General features: G+C 75.0%; 12 protein-coding genes. 7 read left to right on the plus strand and 5 right to left on the minus strand.

The window, feature by feature from the left end; translation table 11 throughout:
* Positions 1–16 precede the first annotated feature (16 nt).
* From ACFYWG_RS05865 to ACFYWG_RS05885, 5 genes are all read left to right on the plus strand, one after another.
* Positions 17–730, plus strand: a complete 714-nt coding sequence (locus tag ACFYWG_RS05865) for a hypothetical protein (RefSeq protein WP_389199566.1) — start codon at positions 17–19, stop codon at positions 728–730.
* Positions 727–1,287 (plus strand): SixA phosphatase family protein, encoded by a 561-nt coding sequence (locus ACFYWG_RS05870; protein WP_389199568.1) that lies wholly within the window; start codon positions 727–729, stop codon positions 1,285–1,287. Before ACFYWG_RS05865 ends, ACFYWG_RS05870 begins: the two co-directional genes overlap by 4 nt.
* 9 nt (positions 1,288–1,296) lie before the next feature.
* Positions 1,297–1,923: a YigZ family protein gene (locus ACFYWG_RS05875; protein WP_389199570.1), complete on the plus strand. Its 627-nt coding sequence runs from the start codon at positions 1,297–1,299 to the stop codon at positions 1,921–1,923.
* Between the two features lie 108 nt (positions 1,924–2,031).
* Positions 2,032–3,195: an exonuclease SbcCD subunit D gene (locus ACFYWG_RS05880; RefSeq protein WP_389199572.1), complete on the plus strand. Its 1,164-nt coding sequence runs from the start codon at positions 2,032–2,034 to the stop codon at positions 3,193–3,195.
* Positions 3,192–6,188: an AAA family ATPase gene (locus ACFYWG_RS05885; RefSeq protein WP_389199574.1), complete on the plus strand. Its 2,997-nt coding sequence runs from the start codon at positions 3,192–3,194 to the stop codon at positions 6,186–6,188. The genes ACFYWG_RS05880 and ACFYWG_RS05885 overlap by 4 nt, the downstream gene beginning before the upstream one ends.
* 187 nt (positions 6,189–6,375) lie before the next feature.
* On the opposite strand, the gene ACFYWG_RS05890 is transcribed toward ACFYWG_RS05885, so the two are convergent.
* Entirely contained in the window at positions 6,376–6,822 is a 447-nt protein-coding gene (locus ACFYWG_RS05890) for an Lrp/AsnC family transcriptional regulator (RefSeq protein ID WP_389199576.1), read from the minus strand.
* A 94-nt stretch (positions 6,823–6,916) separates the two neighbouring features.
* Between ACFYWG_RS05890 and ACFYWG_RS05895 the strand changes: the two genes are divergently transcribed.
* On the plus strand, positions 6,917–7,405 hold the full coding sequence (locus ACFYWG_RS05895; protein WP_389199578.1) for a rhodanese-like domain-containing protein: 489 nt from the start codon (positions 6,917–6,919) through the stop codon (positions 7,403–7,405).
* Positions 7,406–7,503: 98 nt separating this feature from the next.
* Here the strand turns inward: ACFYWG_RS05895 and ACFYWG_RS05900 are convergent, their stop codons facing one another.
* Together ACFYWG_RS05900 and ACFYWG_RS05905 are read right to left on the minus strand one after the other, a co-directional pair.
* On the minus strand, positions 7,504–9,195 hold the full coding sequence (locus ACFYWG_RS05900; protein WP_389199580.1) for a DUF885 domain-containing protein: 1,692 nt from the start codon (positions 9,193–9,195) through the stop codon (positions 7,504–7,506).
* A 32-nt stretch (positions 9,196–9,227) separates the two neighbouring features.
* On the minus strand, positions 9,228–9,719 hold the full coding sequence (locus ACFYWG_RS05905) for an Lrp/AsnC family transcriptional regulator (RefSeq protein ID WP_376326140.1): 492 nt from the start codon (positions 9,717–9,719) through the stop codon (positions 9,228–9,230).
* Between the two features lie 74 nt (positions 9,720–9,793).
* Between ACFYWG_RS05905 and ACFYWG_RS05910 the strand changes: the two genes are divergently transcribed.
* Positions 9,794–11,017: a trans-sulfuration enzyme family protein gene (locus ACFYWG_RS05910; protein ID WP_389200719.1), complete on the plus strand. Its 1,224-nt coding sequence runs from the start codon at positions 9,794–9,796 to the stop codon at positions 11,015–11,017.
* Between the two features lie 8 nt (positions 11,018–11,025).
* Here ACFYWG_RS05910 and ACFYWG_RS05915 read toward each other — a convergent pair whose 3' ends face one another.
* Positions 11,026–12,288, minus strand: coding sequence for a GNAT family N-acetyltransferase (locus ACFYWG_RS05915; RefSeq protein WP_389199583.1), 1,263 nt, complete (start codon positions 12,286–12,288; stop codon positions 11,026–11,028).
* Positions 12,289–12,397: 109 nt separating this feature from the next.
* Entirely contained in the window at positions 12,398–13,963 is a 1,566-nt protein-coding gene (locus ACFYWG_RS05920) for an alkaline phosphatase D family protein (protein WP_389199586.1), read from the minus strand.
* Positions 13,964–14,138 lie beyond the last annotated feature (175 nt).

Genomic DNA, 14,138 nt, shown 5'->3' on the forward strand with positions numbered 1-14,138 from the left:
GGCCTACGCTCGCCCTGTGCTGCGCATCATCGACGCCCGTACCGGCGAGCCCGCCGACGCCGCCCCGGCCCGCCGCGGACTCACCCGTGTCCAGGTGCACGCCGCCGGCTCCGGCCTGACGGACCTGCGCGTGCTGGTCGTGGCCGACCTGCTCGTGCGGGCCCTGGAGATCGACGGCACCCCGGTGTGGGCGTCGTCGGGCGAGGGGCAGCCGCGGCCGGAGCTGCGGGCGGGAGCCGCGGCCCTCGGGGTGCGGCCCTTCGAGGACGGCCCCGCCACGGGCCTCGGTGGCACCCGGGTGGTCCATGTCACCCCCGAGGGCGGCGAAGCGCCGGACGGGCCGCGCGTCGCGGTGGCGCCCGCGAGCGGTCCCGCCCCGGCGGACCTGCCGGACCCCGCGGCCCTGCGCCTGGCCCTGATCAGCCGCCACCACCGCACCGCCGCCCGGCTGGATCCGGCCGCTCTCGACGAGGCGGGCGCCACGCTCGCGCGCTGGCGCACCGCAGTCGCCCGCTGGGCCCGCAGCCCCTCGCGCCCGGTGCCCGAGGACGTGCGCCGCCGGCTGCGCGGCGCCTGGGAGGACGACCTCGGCGTGCCGGAGGCACTGGCCGTACTGCGCCGGGTGGAGACCGGACCCGACGTGCCGGACGGTGCCCGCTTCGAGACCTACGCCTACGCCGACCGCCTCCTCGGCCTCGACCTCACCGCCGGCCTGGGATCCGCCTCGTGATCGCCCGTGCGGGAGGAGGCCCGCTGCGCCGCCTGGTCCTGCTGCGGCACGCCAAGTCCGCCTGGCCCGTGGACGTCGCCGACCACGAACGCCCCCTCGCCCCCCGCGGCCGCCGGGACGCACCCGCCGCCGGGCGTGTCCTGGCCGAGGCGGACTGCCTGCCGGACCTCGCGCTGTGCTCCACCGCCGTACGCGCCCGCGCGACGTGGGACCTGGCCGCCGCCGAGTGGGGCTCACCCCCGCCCGTCCGCCACGACAGGCGGCTGTACGCCGCCGCACCCCAGGGCCTGCTGACCGTGGTGCACGAGGTGCCCGACGACGTGGAGACGCTGCTGCTGATCGGGCACAACCCCGGCCTGGAGGAACTGGTCCTGGCCCTCGCCGGGGACGGACTGGACGACACGCTGGAGAGGGTGCGCACGAAGTTCCCCACCGCGGCCGTCGCCGTCCTGTCCTGGCACGGCACGGCCTGGCACGCCCTCACCCCCGGCAGCGCGCTGCTCACCTCTGTGACCGTGGCCCGGGGCGCGAAGAAGCACCACGGGCCCCACGCATAGGCTGGCCCGATGCAGGACGAATACCGCACGGTCGCCCGGGCGGGCGTGCACGAGACCGAGGTCAACCGCTCCCGCTTCCTGTGCGCCCTGGCCCCGGCGGCCACCGAGCAGGAGGCCCAGGAGTTCATCGCCGCGGTCCGCAAGGAGCACGCCGACGCCAACCACAACTGCTGGGCCTACGTCATCGGCGCCGACGCCTCGGTGCAGAAGGCCGGCGACGACGGCGAACCCGGCGGCACCGCCGGCGTCCCCATGCTCCAGATGCTCCTGCGCCGCGACATGCGCTTCGTGGTCGCCGTCGTCACCCGCTACTTCGGCGGCGTCAAGCTCGGCGCGGGCGGCCTCATCCGGGCCTACGGCGGAGCGGTCGGCGAGGCCCTGGACGCCGTCGGCACCCGCACCCGCCGCCGGTACCGCCTGGCCACGGTCACCGTCGACCACCAGCGGGCCGGGAAGCTGGAGAACGACCTGCGCACCACCGGTCGCGAGGTGCGCGGCGTGCGGTACGCGGAGGACGTGGCCCTGGAGATCGCGCTCCCGGACGCCGAGCTGGACGCCTTCCGTGCCTGGCTCGCCGACGTGACCTCCGGCACGGCCCGCTTCGAGGAGGGCGGCGAGGCGTACGGCGACGCCTGAACATCCCGGACGAAGCGGGCGTAACGGGCCGGAACGCGCCCGCTGATGACGGGCGATACGGGAGTAACCACCCGTGATGTCAGGACCGGCGGTTAGTCTCGGGGGATCATGAGACTGCTGCACACTTCCGACTGGCACCTGGGCCGCTCCTTCCACCGGGTCAACATGCTCGGTGCCCAGGCCGAGTTCGTCGGGCACCTCGTCGCGACCGTGCGGGAGCGGGCCGTGGACGCGGTGGTCGTGTCGGGAGACGTGTACGACCGGGCCGTGCCGCCCCTCGCCGCGGTCGAGCTGTTCGACGACGCCCTGCACCGGCTCGCCGCCCTCGGTGTGCCCACCGTCATGATCTCCGGCAACCACGACTCGGCCCGCCGGCTGGGCGTCGGCGCCGGGCTGATCGACCGGGCCGGCGTCCACCTGCGCACCGAGCCGTCGGCGGCCGGCACCCCGGTGGTGCTGGCCGACACCCACGGGGACGTCGCCTTCTACGGCCTGCCCTACCTCGAACCGGCCCTCGTCAAGGACGAGTTCGGGGTGGACAAGGCCGGGCACGAGAGCGTGCTCGCCGCCGCCATGGACCGGGTCCGCGCCGACCTGGCCGGCCGCGCCCCCGGCACGCGCTCCGTCGTCCTCGCGCACGCCTTCGTCACGGGCGGCGCACCCAGCGACAGCGAGCGCGACATCACCGTCGGCGGAGTGGCCGCCGTGCCCGCCGCGGTCTTCGACGGCGTCGACTACGTGGCCCTCGGGCATCTGCACGGCTGCCAGACCCTCACCGACCGGATCCGCTACTCCGGCTCCCCGCTGCCGTACTCCTTCTCCGAGGCGGACCACCGCAAGAGCATGTGGCTGATCGACCTGGCCGCCGACGGCACGGTCGGCGCCGAGCGCGTCGACTGCCCCGTGCCGCGACCACTGGCCCGCATCCGGGGCACGCTCGACGGCCTGCTCGCCGACCCGGGCCTCACCCGGCACGAACAGGCATGGGTCGAGGCCACGCTCACCGACCCCGTCCGCCCGGCCGACCCGATGGCCCGGCTCATCGAGCGCTTCCCGCACACCCTCAGCCTGGTCTTCGACCCCGACCGCGAACGCGAGGAGACCGAGGTGTCCTACGCCCGGCGCCTGGCCGGACGCAGCGACCAGCAGATCGCCGAGGACTTCGTCGCCCACGTGCGCGGCACCGGTCCCGATCCCCACGAACAGCGGGTGCTGCGCGACGCCTTCGACGCGGTGCGCGCCGACGACACCGTGCGGGAGGTGGCCCGGTGAGGCTGCACCGGCTCGACATCACCGCGTTCGGGCCCTTCGGCGGCACCCAGACCGTCGACTTCGACGACCTGTCGGCCGCCGGGCTGTTCCTGCTGCACGGACCGACCGGCGCGGGCAAGACCTCCGTCCTCGACGCCGTCTGCTACGCCCTCTACGGCTCGGTGCCGGGCGCCCGGCAGACGAGCGGACAGGGCACCGGCCTGCGCAGCGACCACGCCGCCCCCGCGACCCGCACCGAGGTCGGCCTCGAACTCACCGTCGCCGGACGCCGCCTGCGGATCACCCGCCAGCCGCCCTGGGAACGCCCCAAGAAGCGCGGCACCGGCACCACCGTCGACAAGGCCCAGACCTGGCTGCGCGAGTACGACCCACCCGCCGGGACCTGGAAGGACCTCAGCCGCTCCCACCAGGAGATCGGCGAGGAGATCACCCAGCTGCTCGGCATGAGCCGGGAGCAGTTCTGCCAGGTCGTCCTGTTGCCGCAGGGCGACTTCGCCCGATTCCTGCGCGCCGACGCCGAGGCCCGCGGAAAACTGCTGGGCCGCCTCTTCGACACCCGCCGCTTCGCCGACGTCGAGAAGCGCCTGGCCGAACGCCGCCGCGCCACCGAGACCCAGGTGCGCGACGGCGACGCCGACCTGCTGGCCGACGCCCACCGGATGCAGCAGGCCGCCGGCGACACCATGGAGCTGCCCGACCTGGCCCCCGGCGAACCCGGGCTCGCCGAGGCCGTGCTGGGTGCCGCCGCCGTGGCCCGCAGCACCGCCCGCGAGCAGCTCACGGTCGCCGCATGCACGCTCGCCGCCGCCGAGTCCGCGCAGCGGGCCGCCGACAGCGCCCTGGAGACCGTACGCGAACTCGACCGGCTGCAGCGCAGGTTCACCGAGGCACGGCAGCGGGCGGCGCGGCTAGAGGAGGGCGCCGGCGCCTTCCGGGAGGCGCAGTCGCTCATGGAGCGGGCCCGCAAGGCCGAGTCCGTCGCCCCCGCCCTGGACCTGCGCGAGAGCGCCGAGGCCGAGCACCGCAGCGCGGCAGCCGCCGAAGCGCGCGCCCGCGCCCTGCTGCCCGACGGCTTCGCCGACGCGGGAGCCGCCGGACTCGCCACCGCGGCCCGCCGTGCCGCCGAAGAACTGGGCGGACTGGACGCGGCCCGCCGCGCCGAACACCGGCTGACCGAACTCCTCGCCGAACGCGGCGGCCTGGACCGCCAGGAACGCGCCGACGCCGACCTCCTCCAGGAGGCGGAAGCCTGGCTCGACGAGTGGGAGGAGACCCGCACCTCCCTCCAGAGCCGTGTGGACGGCGCCCTGCAGGCCGCCGCCCTCGCCGAGCAGCTCGCCGTACGGCGCGAGCCCGCCCGGCAGCGGCTGGCGGCGGCCCGGCTGCGCGACCGGCTCGCCGCGGACACGGAGGCGGCCGCCGCGCAGGTCCGCACCGCACAGGCGGAGGCGCTGCGGGCCAAGCAGCACTGGCTCGAGCTGAAGGAGCAGCGGCTGGCCGGCATCGCCGCCGAACTCGCCGCGCACCTCGCCGACGGCGAAGCCTGCGCGGTGTGCGGCGCCACCGAGCACCCCGCCCCGGCCCGCAAGGTCGCCGGGCACGTCGACCGCGAGGCCGAAGAGCGCGCTCTCGCCGCCCACCAGCGCGCCGACGAGCAGCGCGCCGAGCACGAGCGCCGCCTCGGTGCCGTCCGGGAGGCCCTGGCCGCCGCCACCGCCGAGGCCGGCGACACACCCACCGCCCGGCTGGCCGCCGAGGCGGAGGAACTGGAGGAGCAGTACGCCCACGCCCGGGGCGCCGCCGCCGAACTGCACTCCGCCCAGGAGCGGCTGCGCCAGGCCGGACTGGAGCACGAACGGCGCGTCACCGCCCGCCAGGAGGCCGCCGTACGGTCCGCCTCGCGGGTGGGGCACCGGGAGCGCCTCGACCGGGAACGCGCCGCCCTCCAGGAGGAGCTGGACCGGGCGCGGGGCGACCTGGACAGCGTCGCGGCCCGTGCGGCACAGCTGGAGCGGCGCACCGCACGGCTGCAGGACGCCGCCGACGCCGCCCGCGCCGCCGAGGACAGCGCCCGGCGCCTCAAGGAGGCCGACGCCCGGCTCGCGGACGCCGCCTTCCGGGCCGGTTTCGAGACCCCGCAGGCCGCGGCCGCCGCCCTCCTGGACGACGCCTCCCACCGGGAACTGCAGCGCCGGCTGGACGCCTGGCAGCACGAGGAGGCCGCCGTCCGGGCCGTCCTGGCCGAGGCGGACACCGCGGACGCCGCCGCCCTGCCGCCCGCCGACCTCGGCGCGGCCCAGCGGACCGCCGACGAGGCGGCCCGCAGAGTGCGGGAGGCCGCCTCCGCCCACGACGCCGCCCGGCGGCGCTGCGCCGAACTCGACCGGCTCTCCGCCCGCGCCGGCACCGCGGTGCGCCGCCTGGCCCCGCTGCGCGAGCAGTACGACCGGGTCGCGCGCATGGCGGGACTCGCGGCGGGCACCTCCGCGGACAACGAACGCCGGATGCGCCTGGAGTCGTACGTGCTGGCGGCCCGGCTGGAGCAGGTCGCCGCCGCCGCGACCGTGCGGCTGCGCCGCATGTCGTCCGGCCGCTACACCCTCGTCCACTCCGACGACCGCACCGGCCGCGGCCGCAGCGGCCTCGGGCTGCACGTGGTCGACGCCTGGACCGGCCGCGAACGCGACACGGCGACGCTGTCCGGCGGGGAGACCTTCTTCGCCTCCCTCGCCCTCGCCCTCGGCCTCGCGGACGTCGTCACCGACGAGGCGGGCGGGGTGCGCCTCGACACCCTCTTCATCGACGAGGGCTTCGGCAGCCTCGACGACCAGACCCTCGACGAGGTGCTCGACGTCCTCGACTCCCTGCGCGAGCGCGACCGCAGCGTCGGCATCGTCAGCCACGTGGCCGACCTGCGACGGCGGATCCACGCCCAGCTGGAGGTCGTCAAGGGCCGCTCGGGATCGGCCCTGCGGCAACGGGCAGCCGGGTAGGGCCGGTCGTTCGGATCATGACGCAGACGCGGGGCCTGGCACGCGCATCTGCCGCGTTGTCGTCACTCGCCGACGCTCCGCATCGACTCCCTCCTCCGCCTTGCAGCTGCACGCACCAGACCCCGCTCACCGGCGTTCACCTGTGCTGCCGATGCCTTGCGCCAAGATCCAAACGACCGGCCCCAGGTCAGCGGCCCAGGGGGCGGCGGGGGAGCGGTGAGGAGTAGACGACGCTGGTGGTGACCGACCCCAGGGCGCCGATCTTCCCGGACACCTCCTCCAGGTGCCGCATGGAGCGCGCGGCGACCTTGATGACGAAGCAGTCGTCGCCCGTGACGTGGTGCGCCTCCAGGATCTCGGGCGTGACGGCCACCAGGTCGTGGAAGGGCTTGTAGTTGCCGGTCGGGTACCTGAGCCGGACGAACGCCAGGATCGGCAGGCCCAGCCGCTCCGGGTCGACGACCGCCCCGTAGCCCCGGATGACCCCGGCCTCCTCCATGCGCCGCACCCGTTCGGTGACCGCGCTCGCCGACATCGACACGGCCCGGGCCAGCTCGGCGAAACTGACCCGGCCGTCCCGCTGGAGGACGTCGAGGATGCGCCAGTCGGTACTGTCCGGGGAATACTCGGTCATCCCCGAGAAATAGCAGGGCATTCCCCGGCGGATCAAGGCCGAGGCCGGGGATCACCGCTTCAGCGGCCGGGTCGACGCCCGTAGTTTCTTGTCCATGACCACGACGTCCAGGACCACCGCAGTGAACCCCGTCCTGCGGGTCGCTCCCGCCGCACCGGCCGACGCCGCCGCGCACTTCCGGGCCGCTCTGGCCTTCCACACCGACGTGTCCGACGTCGCCGCCGCGCTGGCGGCCGGCGGCGACCCGGGCTTCGTCCTCGTCGACTCCCGTTCCACCGAGGCCTGGGAGCAGGGGCACGTCCCCGGCGCGCTCCACCTGCCGACCGCGCTCGTCCCCGAGCAGGCCGCACGGCTCCTCGACCCGTCCGTGCCCGTCGTCACCTACTGCTGGGGCCCCGGCTGCAACGGCGCGGCCCGCGCCGCGCTCGCCCTCGCCGAACGGGGCTACCGGGTCAAGGAGATGCTCGGCGGGTTCGAGTACTGGGTGCGCGAGGGCCTGGCGTTCGAGACCTGGCAGGGCGGTGCCCGCCGGGACCCGGACCCGCTCACGGCGCCCGTGGACGCTGCCGACTGCGGCTGCTGAACCCCCCGTCCACCGGGGCGAGTCGACCCTGCACCTCCGCCCGCGCACGTCCCGCCGGCCCTGCGGGACGGCGGGACGGCGGGACGGCGGGGCCGGAACTACAGCCGCGACAGTTCGTCCACCAGGTCGTCGAGCCCCAGCGACCCCTGCGACAGCGCCGCCATGTGCCACGCCTTCGCGTCGAAGGCGTCCCCGTGCCGCTCGCGGGCCTTCTCCCGGCCCAGCAGCCAGGCCCGTTCGCCGAGCTTGTAGCCGATGGCCTGGCCCGGCATGGACAGGTAGCGGGTCAGCTCGCTCTTCACGAAGTCGGCCGGGCGGCTGCTGTGCGAGCCGAAGAACTCCTGCGCCAGCTCCGGCGTCCAGCGCTCGCCGGGATGGAACGGCGAGTCGTCCGGGATCGTCAGCTCCAGGTGCAGGCCGATGTCGATGATGACGCGCACCGCCCGCATCATCTGCGCGTCCAGGTAGCCCAGCCGGCGTTCCGGGTCCGTCAGGAAGCCCAGCTCGTCCATCAGCCGCTCCGCGTACAGCGCCCAGCCCTCGGCGTTCGCGCTGACCATGCCGACACTCGCCTGGTAGCGGGACAGGTCCTGCGCCACGTGCTTCCACTGGGCCAGCTGCAGATGGTGGCCGGGCACGCCCTCGTGGTACCAGGTCGACACCAGGTCGTACACCGGGAAGCGCGTCGCCCCCATGGTCGGCAGCCAGGTGCAGCCCGGGCGGGAGAAGTCGTCCGACGGCGGCGTGTAGTAGGGGGCCGCCGCGCTGCCCGGAGGGGCGATGCGCGACTCGACCCTGCGCACCCGCTCGGCCAGGTCGAAGTGGGTGCCGTCGAGGGCGTCCATCGCCTCGTCCATCAGGCCCTGCAGCCAGTCGCGGACCTCGTCGACGCCCTCGATGTGGGTGCCGTGCTCGTCGAGGTGGGCCAGCGCCTCCCAGGGGGTCGCGGCACCGGGGAGGATCTTCTCGGCCTCGGTCCGCATCTCGCCCAGCAGGCGGTGGTACTCGGACCAGCCGTAGGCGTAGGCCTCGTCCAGGTCGAGGTCCGTGCCGTTGTACTGGCGCACCCAGCGCGCGTACCGCTCCCGGCCCACCACGTCCGGCGCGCCCTCGACGGCCGGTGCGTACACGTCCCGCATCCAGTCGCGCAGCCGTGCGACCGCCTCGGTGGCGGCCCGGGCGGCCGTGTCCAGGTCGGAGCGCAGGGAATCGGGGCCCGCGGCCGCGAAGGCCTCGAACCAGCCGCGACCCGAACCGTCCGCGTCGGCCCACTCGCCGAGCTGCCCGACGAACGTGGCGGTCGCGCGGGGCCCGCCGTACAGCTTGCGGTCCAGGCCGAGCGCCAGGGACTCCCGGTAGCCCTCCAGCGCGGCCGGGACCCCGCGCAGCCGCTCGGCGATCGCCGCCCAGTCCTCCTCGGTCTGCGCCGGCGTCACGGTGAAGACCTGCCGGACCGCGTGCGCCACCGAGCTCAGGTTGCTGACGGAGCGCAGGCCCTCGTCGGCCTCGTGCACGGCGAGTTCGGCCGTCAGCCGCTCGCGCAGCAGCCGCCCGCAGCGGCGCTCGATGTCGCTGTCCGCCCCGGGCAGCCGTTCCGCCTCGTCCAGCCGGGCCAGCGTGCGGCGGGCCAGCTCCGCCAGCGCCTCCTGGCCGGCGGGCGAGGTGTCGGGCAGCCGGTTCGAACTCGCCTTGTCGCCGAGGAACGTGCCGGTGATCGGGTCGAGGGCGACGAGCTCGTCGACGTAGGCGTCGGCGACCTCTCGGGGAAGCGCGCTGGTGATCTCAGACATGCGGTCCATCCTGGTACGGCGGACCGCGCGCGTCACCCGGATTGAGCCGAGGGCGAAGGCGGCAGCAGCGGGCCGCACTCCCACTGCTGGAAGATCAGCCGGGTCTCCACCCGCGCCACCTCCCGCCGCGCGGTGAACTCGTCCAGTACGAGCCGCTGCAGGTCCGCCATGTCGGCCACCGCGACATGGACCAGGTAGTCGTCCGGGCCGGTCAGATGGAAGACGCTCCGGGACTCGGGCAGCGCGCGGATCCGCTCCACGAACGGGCCGACCAGCTCCCGCCGGTGCGGTCTGACCTGCACCGACAGCAGCGCCTGAAGTCCCCGCCCCAGCCTGGCCGGATCCAGCTCCAGCCGGTGCCCGAGGATCACCCCCGAGCGCCGCAGCCGGGTCACCCGGTCCAGGCACGTGGACGGCGCCACCCCGACCTGCGCCGCGAGATCCCGGTACGTCGCCCGGGCGTCGTTCTGCAACAGCCGCAGAAGATGAAGATCAACCGGGTCCAGTACGACTGATTCGGCCATCGGCCGAACGTAGCACGGGGTTCGCCGCCGCGTACCCGGCCGGTGTTCACCCTTCCGTCATGGACACAGCGAGCATGGGCGCCCACAACGACGTACGCACCCCACCGCGAACAGGACGCACGGCACCGCGAGCCCTCGCCACCGAGGCCGTGCACGCCGGCCGGGACGATCTCGCCCGGCAGGGGCTGCACGCCCCGCCGATCGACCTGTCCACCACCTATCCCTCCTACGACAGCCGTGCCGAGGCGGCTCGGATCGACGCCTTCGCCGCCACCGGCGCCGAACCGGACGGACCGCCCGTCTACGGGCGGCTCGGCAATCCGACCGTGGCCCGCTTCGAGACCGCGCTGGCCCGGCTGGAGGGCACCGAGGCGGCGGTCGCCTTCGCCAGCGGCATGGCCGCGCTGAGCGCCGTCCTCCTGGCGCGCGGCGCGGCGGACCTGAGCCACGTGGTCGCCGTACGCCCCCTGTACGGCTGCAGCGACCACCTGCTGACCGCCGGGGTACTGGGCTCGGAGGTCACCTGGACGGACCCGGCGGGAGTCGCCGACGCGCTGCGCCCCGACACCGGGCTGGTCATGGTCGAGTCCCCGGCCAACCCCACGCTCACCGAGGTCGACCTGCGGGCCGTCGCCCACGCCTGCGGCTCGGTGCCGCTGCTCGTGGACAACACCTTCGCCACACCGGTCCTCCAGCGCCCCGCCGAGCACGGGGCCCGGCTGGTGCTGCACAGCGCCACCAAGTACCTCGGCGGGCACGGCGACGTCCTGGCCGGTGTGGTCGCCTGCGACGAGGAGTTCGCGGGGAGGCTGCGCCAGGTGCGCTTCGCCACGGGCGGTGTCCTGCACCCCCTGGCCGGCTACCTGCTGCTGCGCGGCCTGTCCACCCTGCCGGTCCGGGTCCGGGCCGCCTCCGCCACGGCCGCCGTACTGGCCCGCCGCCTCACCGCCGACCCGCGGGTGGCCCGGGTGCACTATCCGCGCATCGGCGGCGGCATGGTCGCCTTCGAGGTGCACGGCGACCCGCACGAGGTCATCGCCGGGGTCCGCCTGATCACCCCGGCGGTGAGCCTGGGCAGCGTGGACACCCTCATCCAGCACCCGGCGTCCATCAGCCACCGCATCGTCGACGCCGACGACCGCCGGGGCGCCGGGGTCGGCGACCGGCTGCTGCGCATGTCCGTCGGCCTGGAGGACGTGGAGGACCTCTGGGCGGACCTGGACCGGGCGCTACCCGGCCCGGCCGGGGACGCGGCGGGCCGCGCGCACGGCTCGCGCGTCCCCGCCCCCGCGCTCTGACAGGCGGCCTACGGTGCGGAGGTGCTGCCCAGTTCCTCCGCACCCGCCGGCACGGCCGTCTCGTCCAGCCGCGCCGTGATCACCAGCGTGCCCTCCTCGACCTGGTAGTCCAGGGGCAGTCCCAGACCCCGCATGGCCGCGACCATCGCGGTGTTGGACGCCTGCGTCACCGCGTACACGCCGGCGCAGCCGGCCTCGGCGGCCAGGCCCACCAGCCGGGCGAGCAACTGGGCGCCCACGCCCCGCCGTTGCCAGGCGTCCTCGACGAGCAGGGCGACCTCCGTCTCGTCCCCGTCCCATAGCAGGTGACCGAGCGCGACGATCCGCCCGGAGGCGGTCTGCACGGCGAGGGTGCGCCCGTGGCGCGGGCTGAGCAGGTGGTTGAGGTACCGGTCGGCGTCGCCGACGGGCCCGTGGTAGCGCAGCCTCAGCGTCTGCGGGGAGCACCGCTCGTGCATCGCCCGCGCCGCCGGCAGGTCCCGCGGATCGGCCCGCCGCACGGTGATGTCGCTGCCCTCGGCGAGGGTGAGCACGTCGGCGCCCTGCGGCACCCGCGGGCCGAGCCGGGCGTCCAGTTCCACCAGGGCCCTGGCCCGGGCGAACTCGGTCGGGGTGAAGGGCAGGTACGGCCGCTCGACGGTGATCGAACCGCCCTCGGGGACGCGCAGCCGCATCACCGTGTCGTCGAGCGCCCCTTCCACCGGCGCACCGCCCGGCGACCGGCCGCCGCCGGCCGGGGCGGGCTGCGAGCGGATGGTGCACCTGCCCAGCAACTGCCGCAGAGCCAGCGGGAGTTCGGCCGCGTCGAGCGCGGTGCGCGCGGCGAGCCCGAGCACCCGGGTCGGCGCGTCGACCAGATCGTGGGCGTCGGCCCGTTCGAGCCAGGTGTCGGTACCGCCGGCCGAGGCGACCGCCGCGGCGAGGTCCGAGGCGAGCAGCCCGGCCGGGGCCCGCAGCAGGAACTCGTCCACCGTGCCCTCGGCCAGCGGATGCGTCTGCAGGCTGAGGATGTCCACCCGGTGGACGGCGAGGGCCGTGCACAGCGCGGCCAGCGAGCCCGGCTCGTCCTTCACCGTGGTCCGCATCCGCCACAGGGTGTCCGCCCCCGGCACCTGCTGCGGTGCCGGGGACCCGGTATCGCTCGTCGGCGGCGCGTGTTCGTGGCGCCGACTGAAGCGTCCGTGGAAGGCCGCCCTGGCCCGCTGCCAGGCCGTCGTGCTGCGGCAGTCGTCGTTGCGGTCGTCGGTCGGTTCGCTCACATCACGCGTCATGCACCCACTGTGACGGAACGGTGTTGCGCGATCGAGAACGGATTGTGACCGGCGGGTAAAGGGTCTATTTTCCCCCTTTTGTCGACGCTTCAAACGTTGCGCTGCGTACTCACTGGCCGATCCGCCCGGGCTGGAGCACCTTCGTGAACAGCACCGCGCCGTCCTGCTCGCGCAGACGCACCGTCAGCTCCCCGCTGTGCCCGTCGATGGCGACCTCGCCGAAGAACTGGTAGCCGCCGGCCGGGGAGACGTTGCCCGTGGCCGGGGCCTTCACGAACACCCGGTCCGGGCCGAAGGTGCCGTCGAGCGCGCTCGCCGGGAAGGCACCGGCGTTCAGCGGGCCCGAGACGAACTCCCAGAACGGCTCGAAGTCGGTGAACGCGGCCCGCGAGGGCAGGTAGTGCTGGGCCGAGGTGTGGTGCACGTCGGCCGTCAGCCACACGGTGCCGGTGATCCGGCGGTGCTTGATGTGCCGCAGCAGCTCGGCGATCTGCAGCTCCCGACCGAGCGGCCGGCCCGGGTCGCCCTGGGCGACGGCCTCGACGGCCGTCGCCCCGTCCGGCACGACCAGGCCGATCGGCATGTCGGAGGCGATCACCTTCCACACCGCCCGGGAGCGGGACAGCTCGCGCTTGAGCCACTCCAGTTGCTCGCGGCCGAGGATGCCCTGCTCGTCGACGGCCTGGTCGCCCGGCGAGTTGGCGTTGCGGTAGGTGCGCATGTCCAGGACGAACACGTCCAGCAGCGGGCCGTGGCGCAGCACCCGGTGGACCCGCCCGCCGGGGCGGCGCAGCGTGGAGACCGGGAAGTACTCGGAGAACGCCCGGCGGGCGCGAGCGGCCAGCACGTCGACGCGCTTCTCGGTGTAGCGCCCGTCGGTGAGGATCTCACCGGGGTACCAGTTGTTGGTGACCTCGTGGTCGTCCCACTGGACGACGGACGGCACCCGGGCGTTGAAGGCCCGCAGGTTCGCGTCCAGCAGGTTGTAGCGGAAGTTGCCGCGGAACTCGGCGAGCGTCTCGGCGACCTTGGACTTCTCCTCGGTGGTGACGTTCCGCCAGGTGCGGCCGTCGGGCAGGGCCACGGTCTCGCCGATGGGGCCGTCGGCGTAGACGGTGTCCCCGCTGCACAGGAAGAAGTCGGGGTCGAGGGCGGCCATGGCGTTGTAGATCGTGTAGCCGCCCAACTCCGGGTTGATGCCCCAGCCCTGGCCCGCCAGGTCGCCGGACCAGACGAACCGCACGCCGTCGCGGCGCCGGCCGGAGGCGGTGCGGAAGGTGCCGGTGACGGGCTCGCCGGTGCGGCGCGGGTCGTCCGGGTCGGCCAGCAGGACGCGGTAGTGGATCTGCTCGCCGGAGGGCAGGCCGCGCAGCCGCGTCGTGCCGGTGAAGTCCGTGCCCGGGCCGAGCAGGGGGCCGTGCCACCGTCGGGCGTCGCGGAACGACTCGGTGGCCGAGGTCTCCACGACCATCCGGGCCGGCCGGTCGGACCGGACCCACACCAGCCCCGAGTCGGCGGTCACGTCACCCGTCTGCACGCCCCAGGCGGCGTTCGGGCGCCCGGACCGCGCGAAGGCCGGAGCGGCGCCGAGCGCGGTGGGCAGGGACAGGGCCGCCGACGCGGCGAGGGTGCCGCGCAGGACACTGCGACGCCGGGGGAACGGACTGTGGGACATGGATGCGCCTCCAGGGACGGGATCCGGCCAGTGTGCAGAGCCACACCTACTGGCACGCCGCAGCGGCCGCACGAACCCCAAGTGAACAACTGACCGCAGGGTGAGGGAACAGGGCCTCCCCACGCGGGCGTTCCGGGCCGCGCCTCTCGGCTGCCCGTCCGCCGCGGCGTCGTGC

It is taken from the genome of Streptomyces sp. NPDC003456 (assembly GCF_042878735.1).
Taxonomy (GTDB): domain Bacteria; phylum Actinomycetota; class Actinomycetes; order Streptomycetales; family Streptomycetaceae; genus Streptomyces.

Excerpts from the sequence above, each read along its gene's own strand:
- ACFYWG_RS05875 (WP_389199570.1), top strand. The coding sequence starts at position 1,297 with ATGCAGGACGAATACCGCACGGTCGCCCGGGCGGGCGTGCACGAGACC.
- ACFYWG_RS05880 (WP_389199572.1), top strand. The coding sequence starts at position 2,032 with ATGAGACTGCTGCACACTTCCGACTGGCACCTGGGCCGCTCCTTCCAC.
- ACFYWG_RS05890 (WP_389199576.1), bottom strand. The coding sequence starts at position 6,822 with ATGACCGAGTATTCCCCGGACAGTACCGACTGGCGCATCCTCGACGTC.
- ACFYWG_RS05895 (WP_389199578.1), top strand. The coding sequence starts at position 6,917 with ATGACCACGACGTCCAGGACCACCGCAGTGAACCCCGTCCTGCGGGTC.
- ACFYWG_RS05900 (WP_389199580.1), bottom strand. The coding sequence starts at position 9,195 with ATGTCTGAGATCACCAGCGCGCTTCCCCGAGAGGTCGCCGACGCCTAC.
- ACFYWG_RS05905 (WP_376326140.1), bottom strand. The coding sequence starts at position 9,719 with ATGGCCGAATCAGTCGTACTGGACCCGGTTGATCTTCATCTTCTGCGG.
- ACFYWG_RS05910 (WP_389200719.1), top strand. The coding sequence starts at position 9,794 with ATGGGCGCCCACAACGACGTACGCACCCCACCGCGAACAGGACGCACG.
- ACFYWG_RS05915 (WP_389199583.1), bottom strand. The coding sequence starts at position 12,288 with ATGACGCGTGATGTGAGCGAACCGACCGACGACCGCAACGACGACTGC.
- ACFYWG_RS05920 (WP_389199586.1), bottom strand. The coding sequence starts at position 13,963 with ATGTCCCACAGTCCGTTCCCCCGGCGTCGCAGTGTCCTGCGCGGCACC.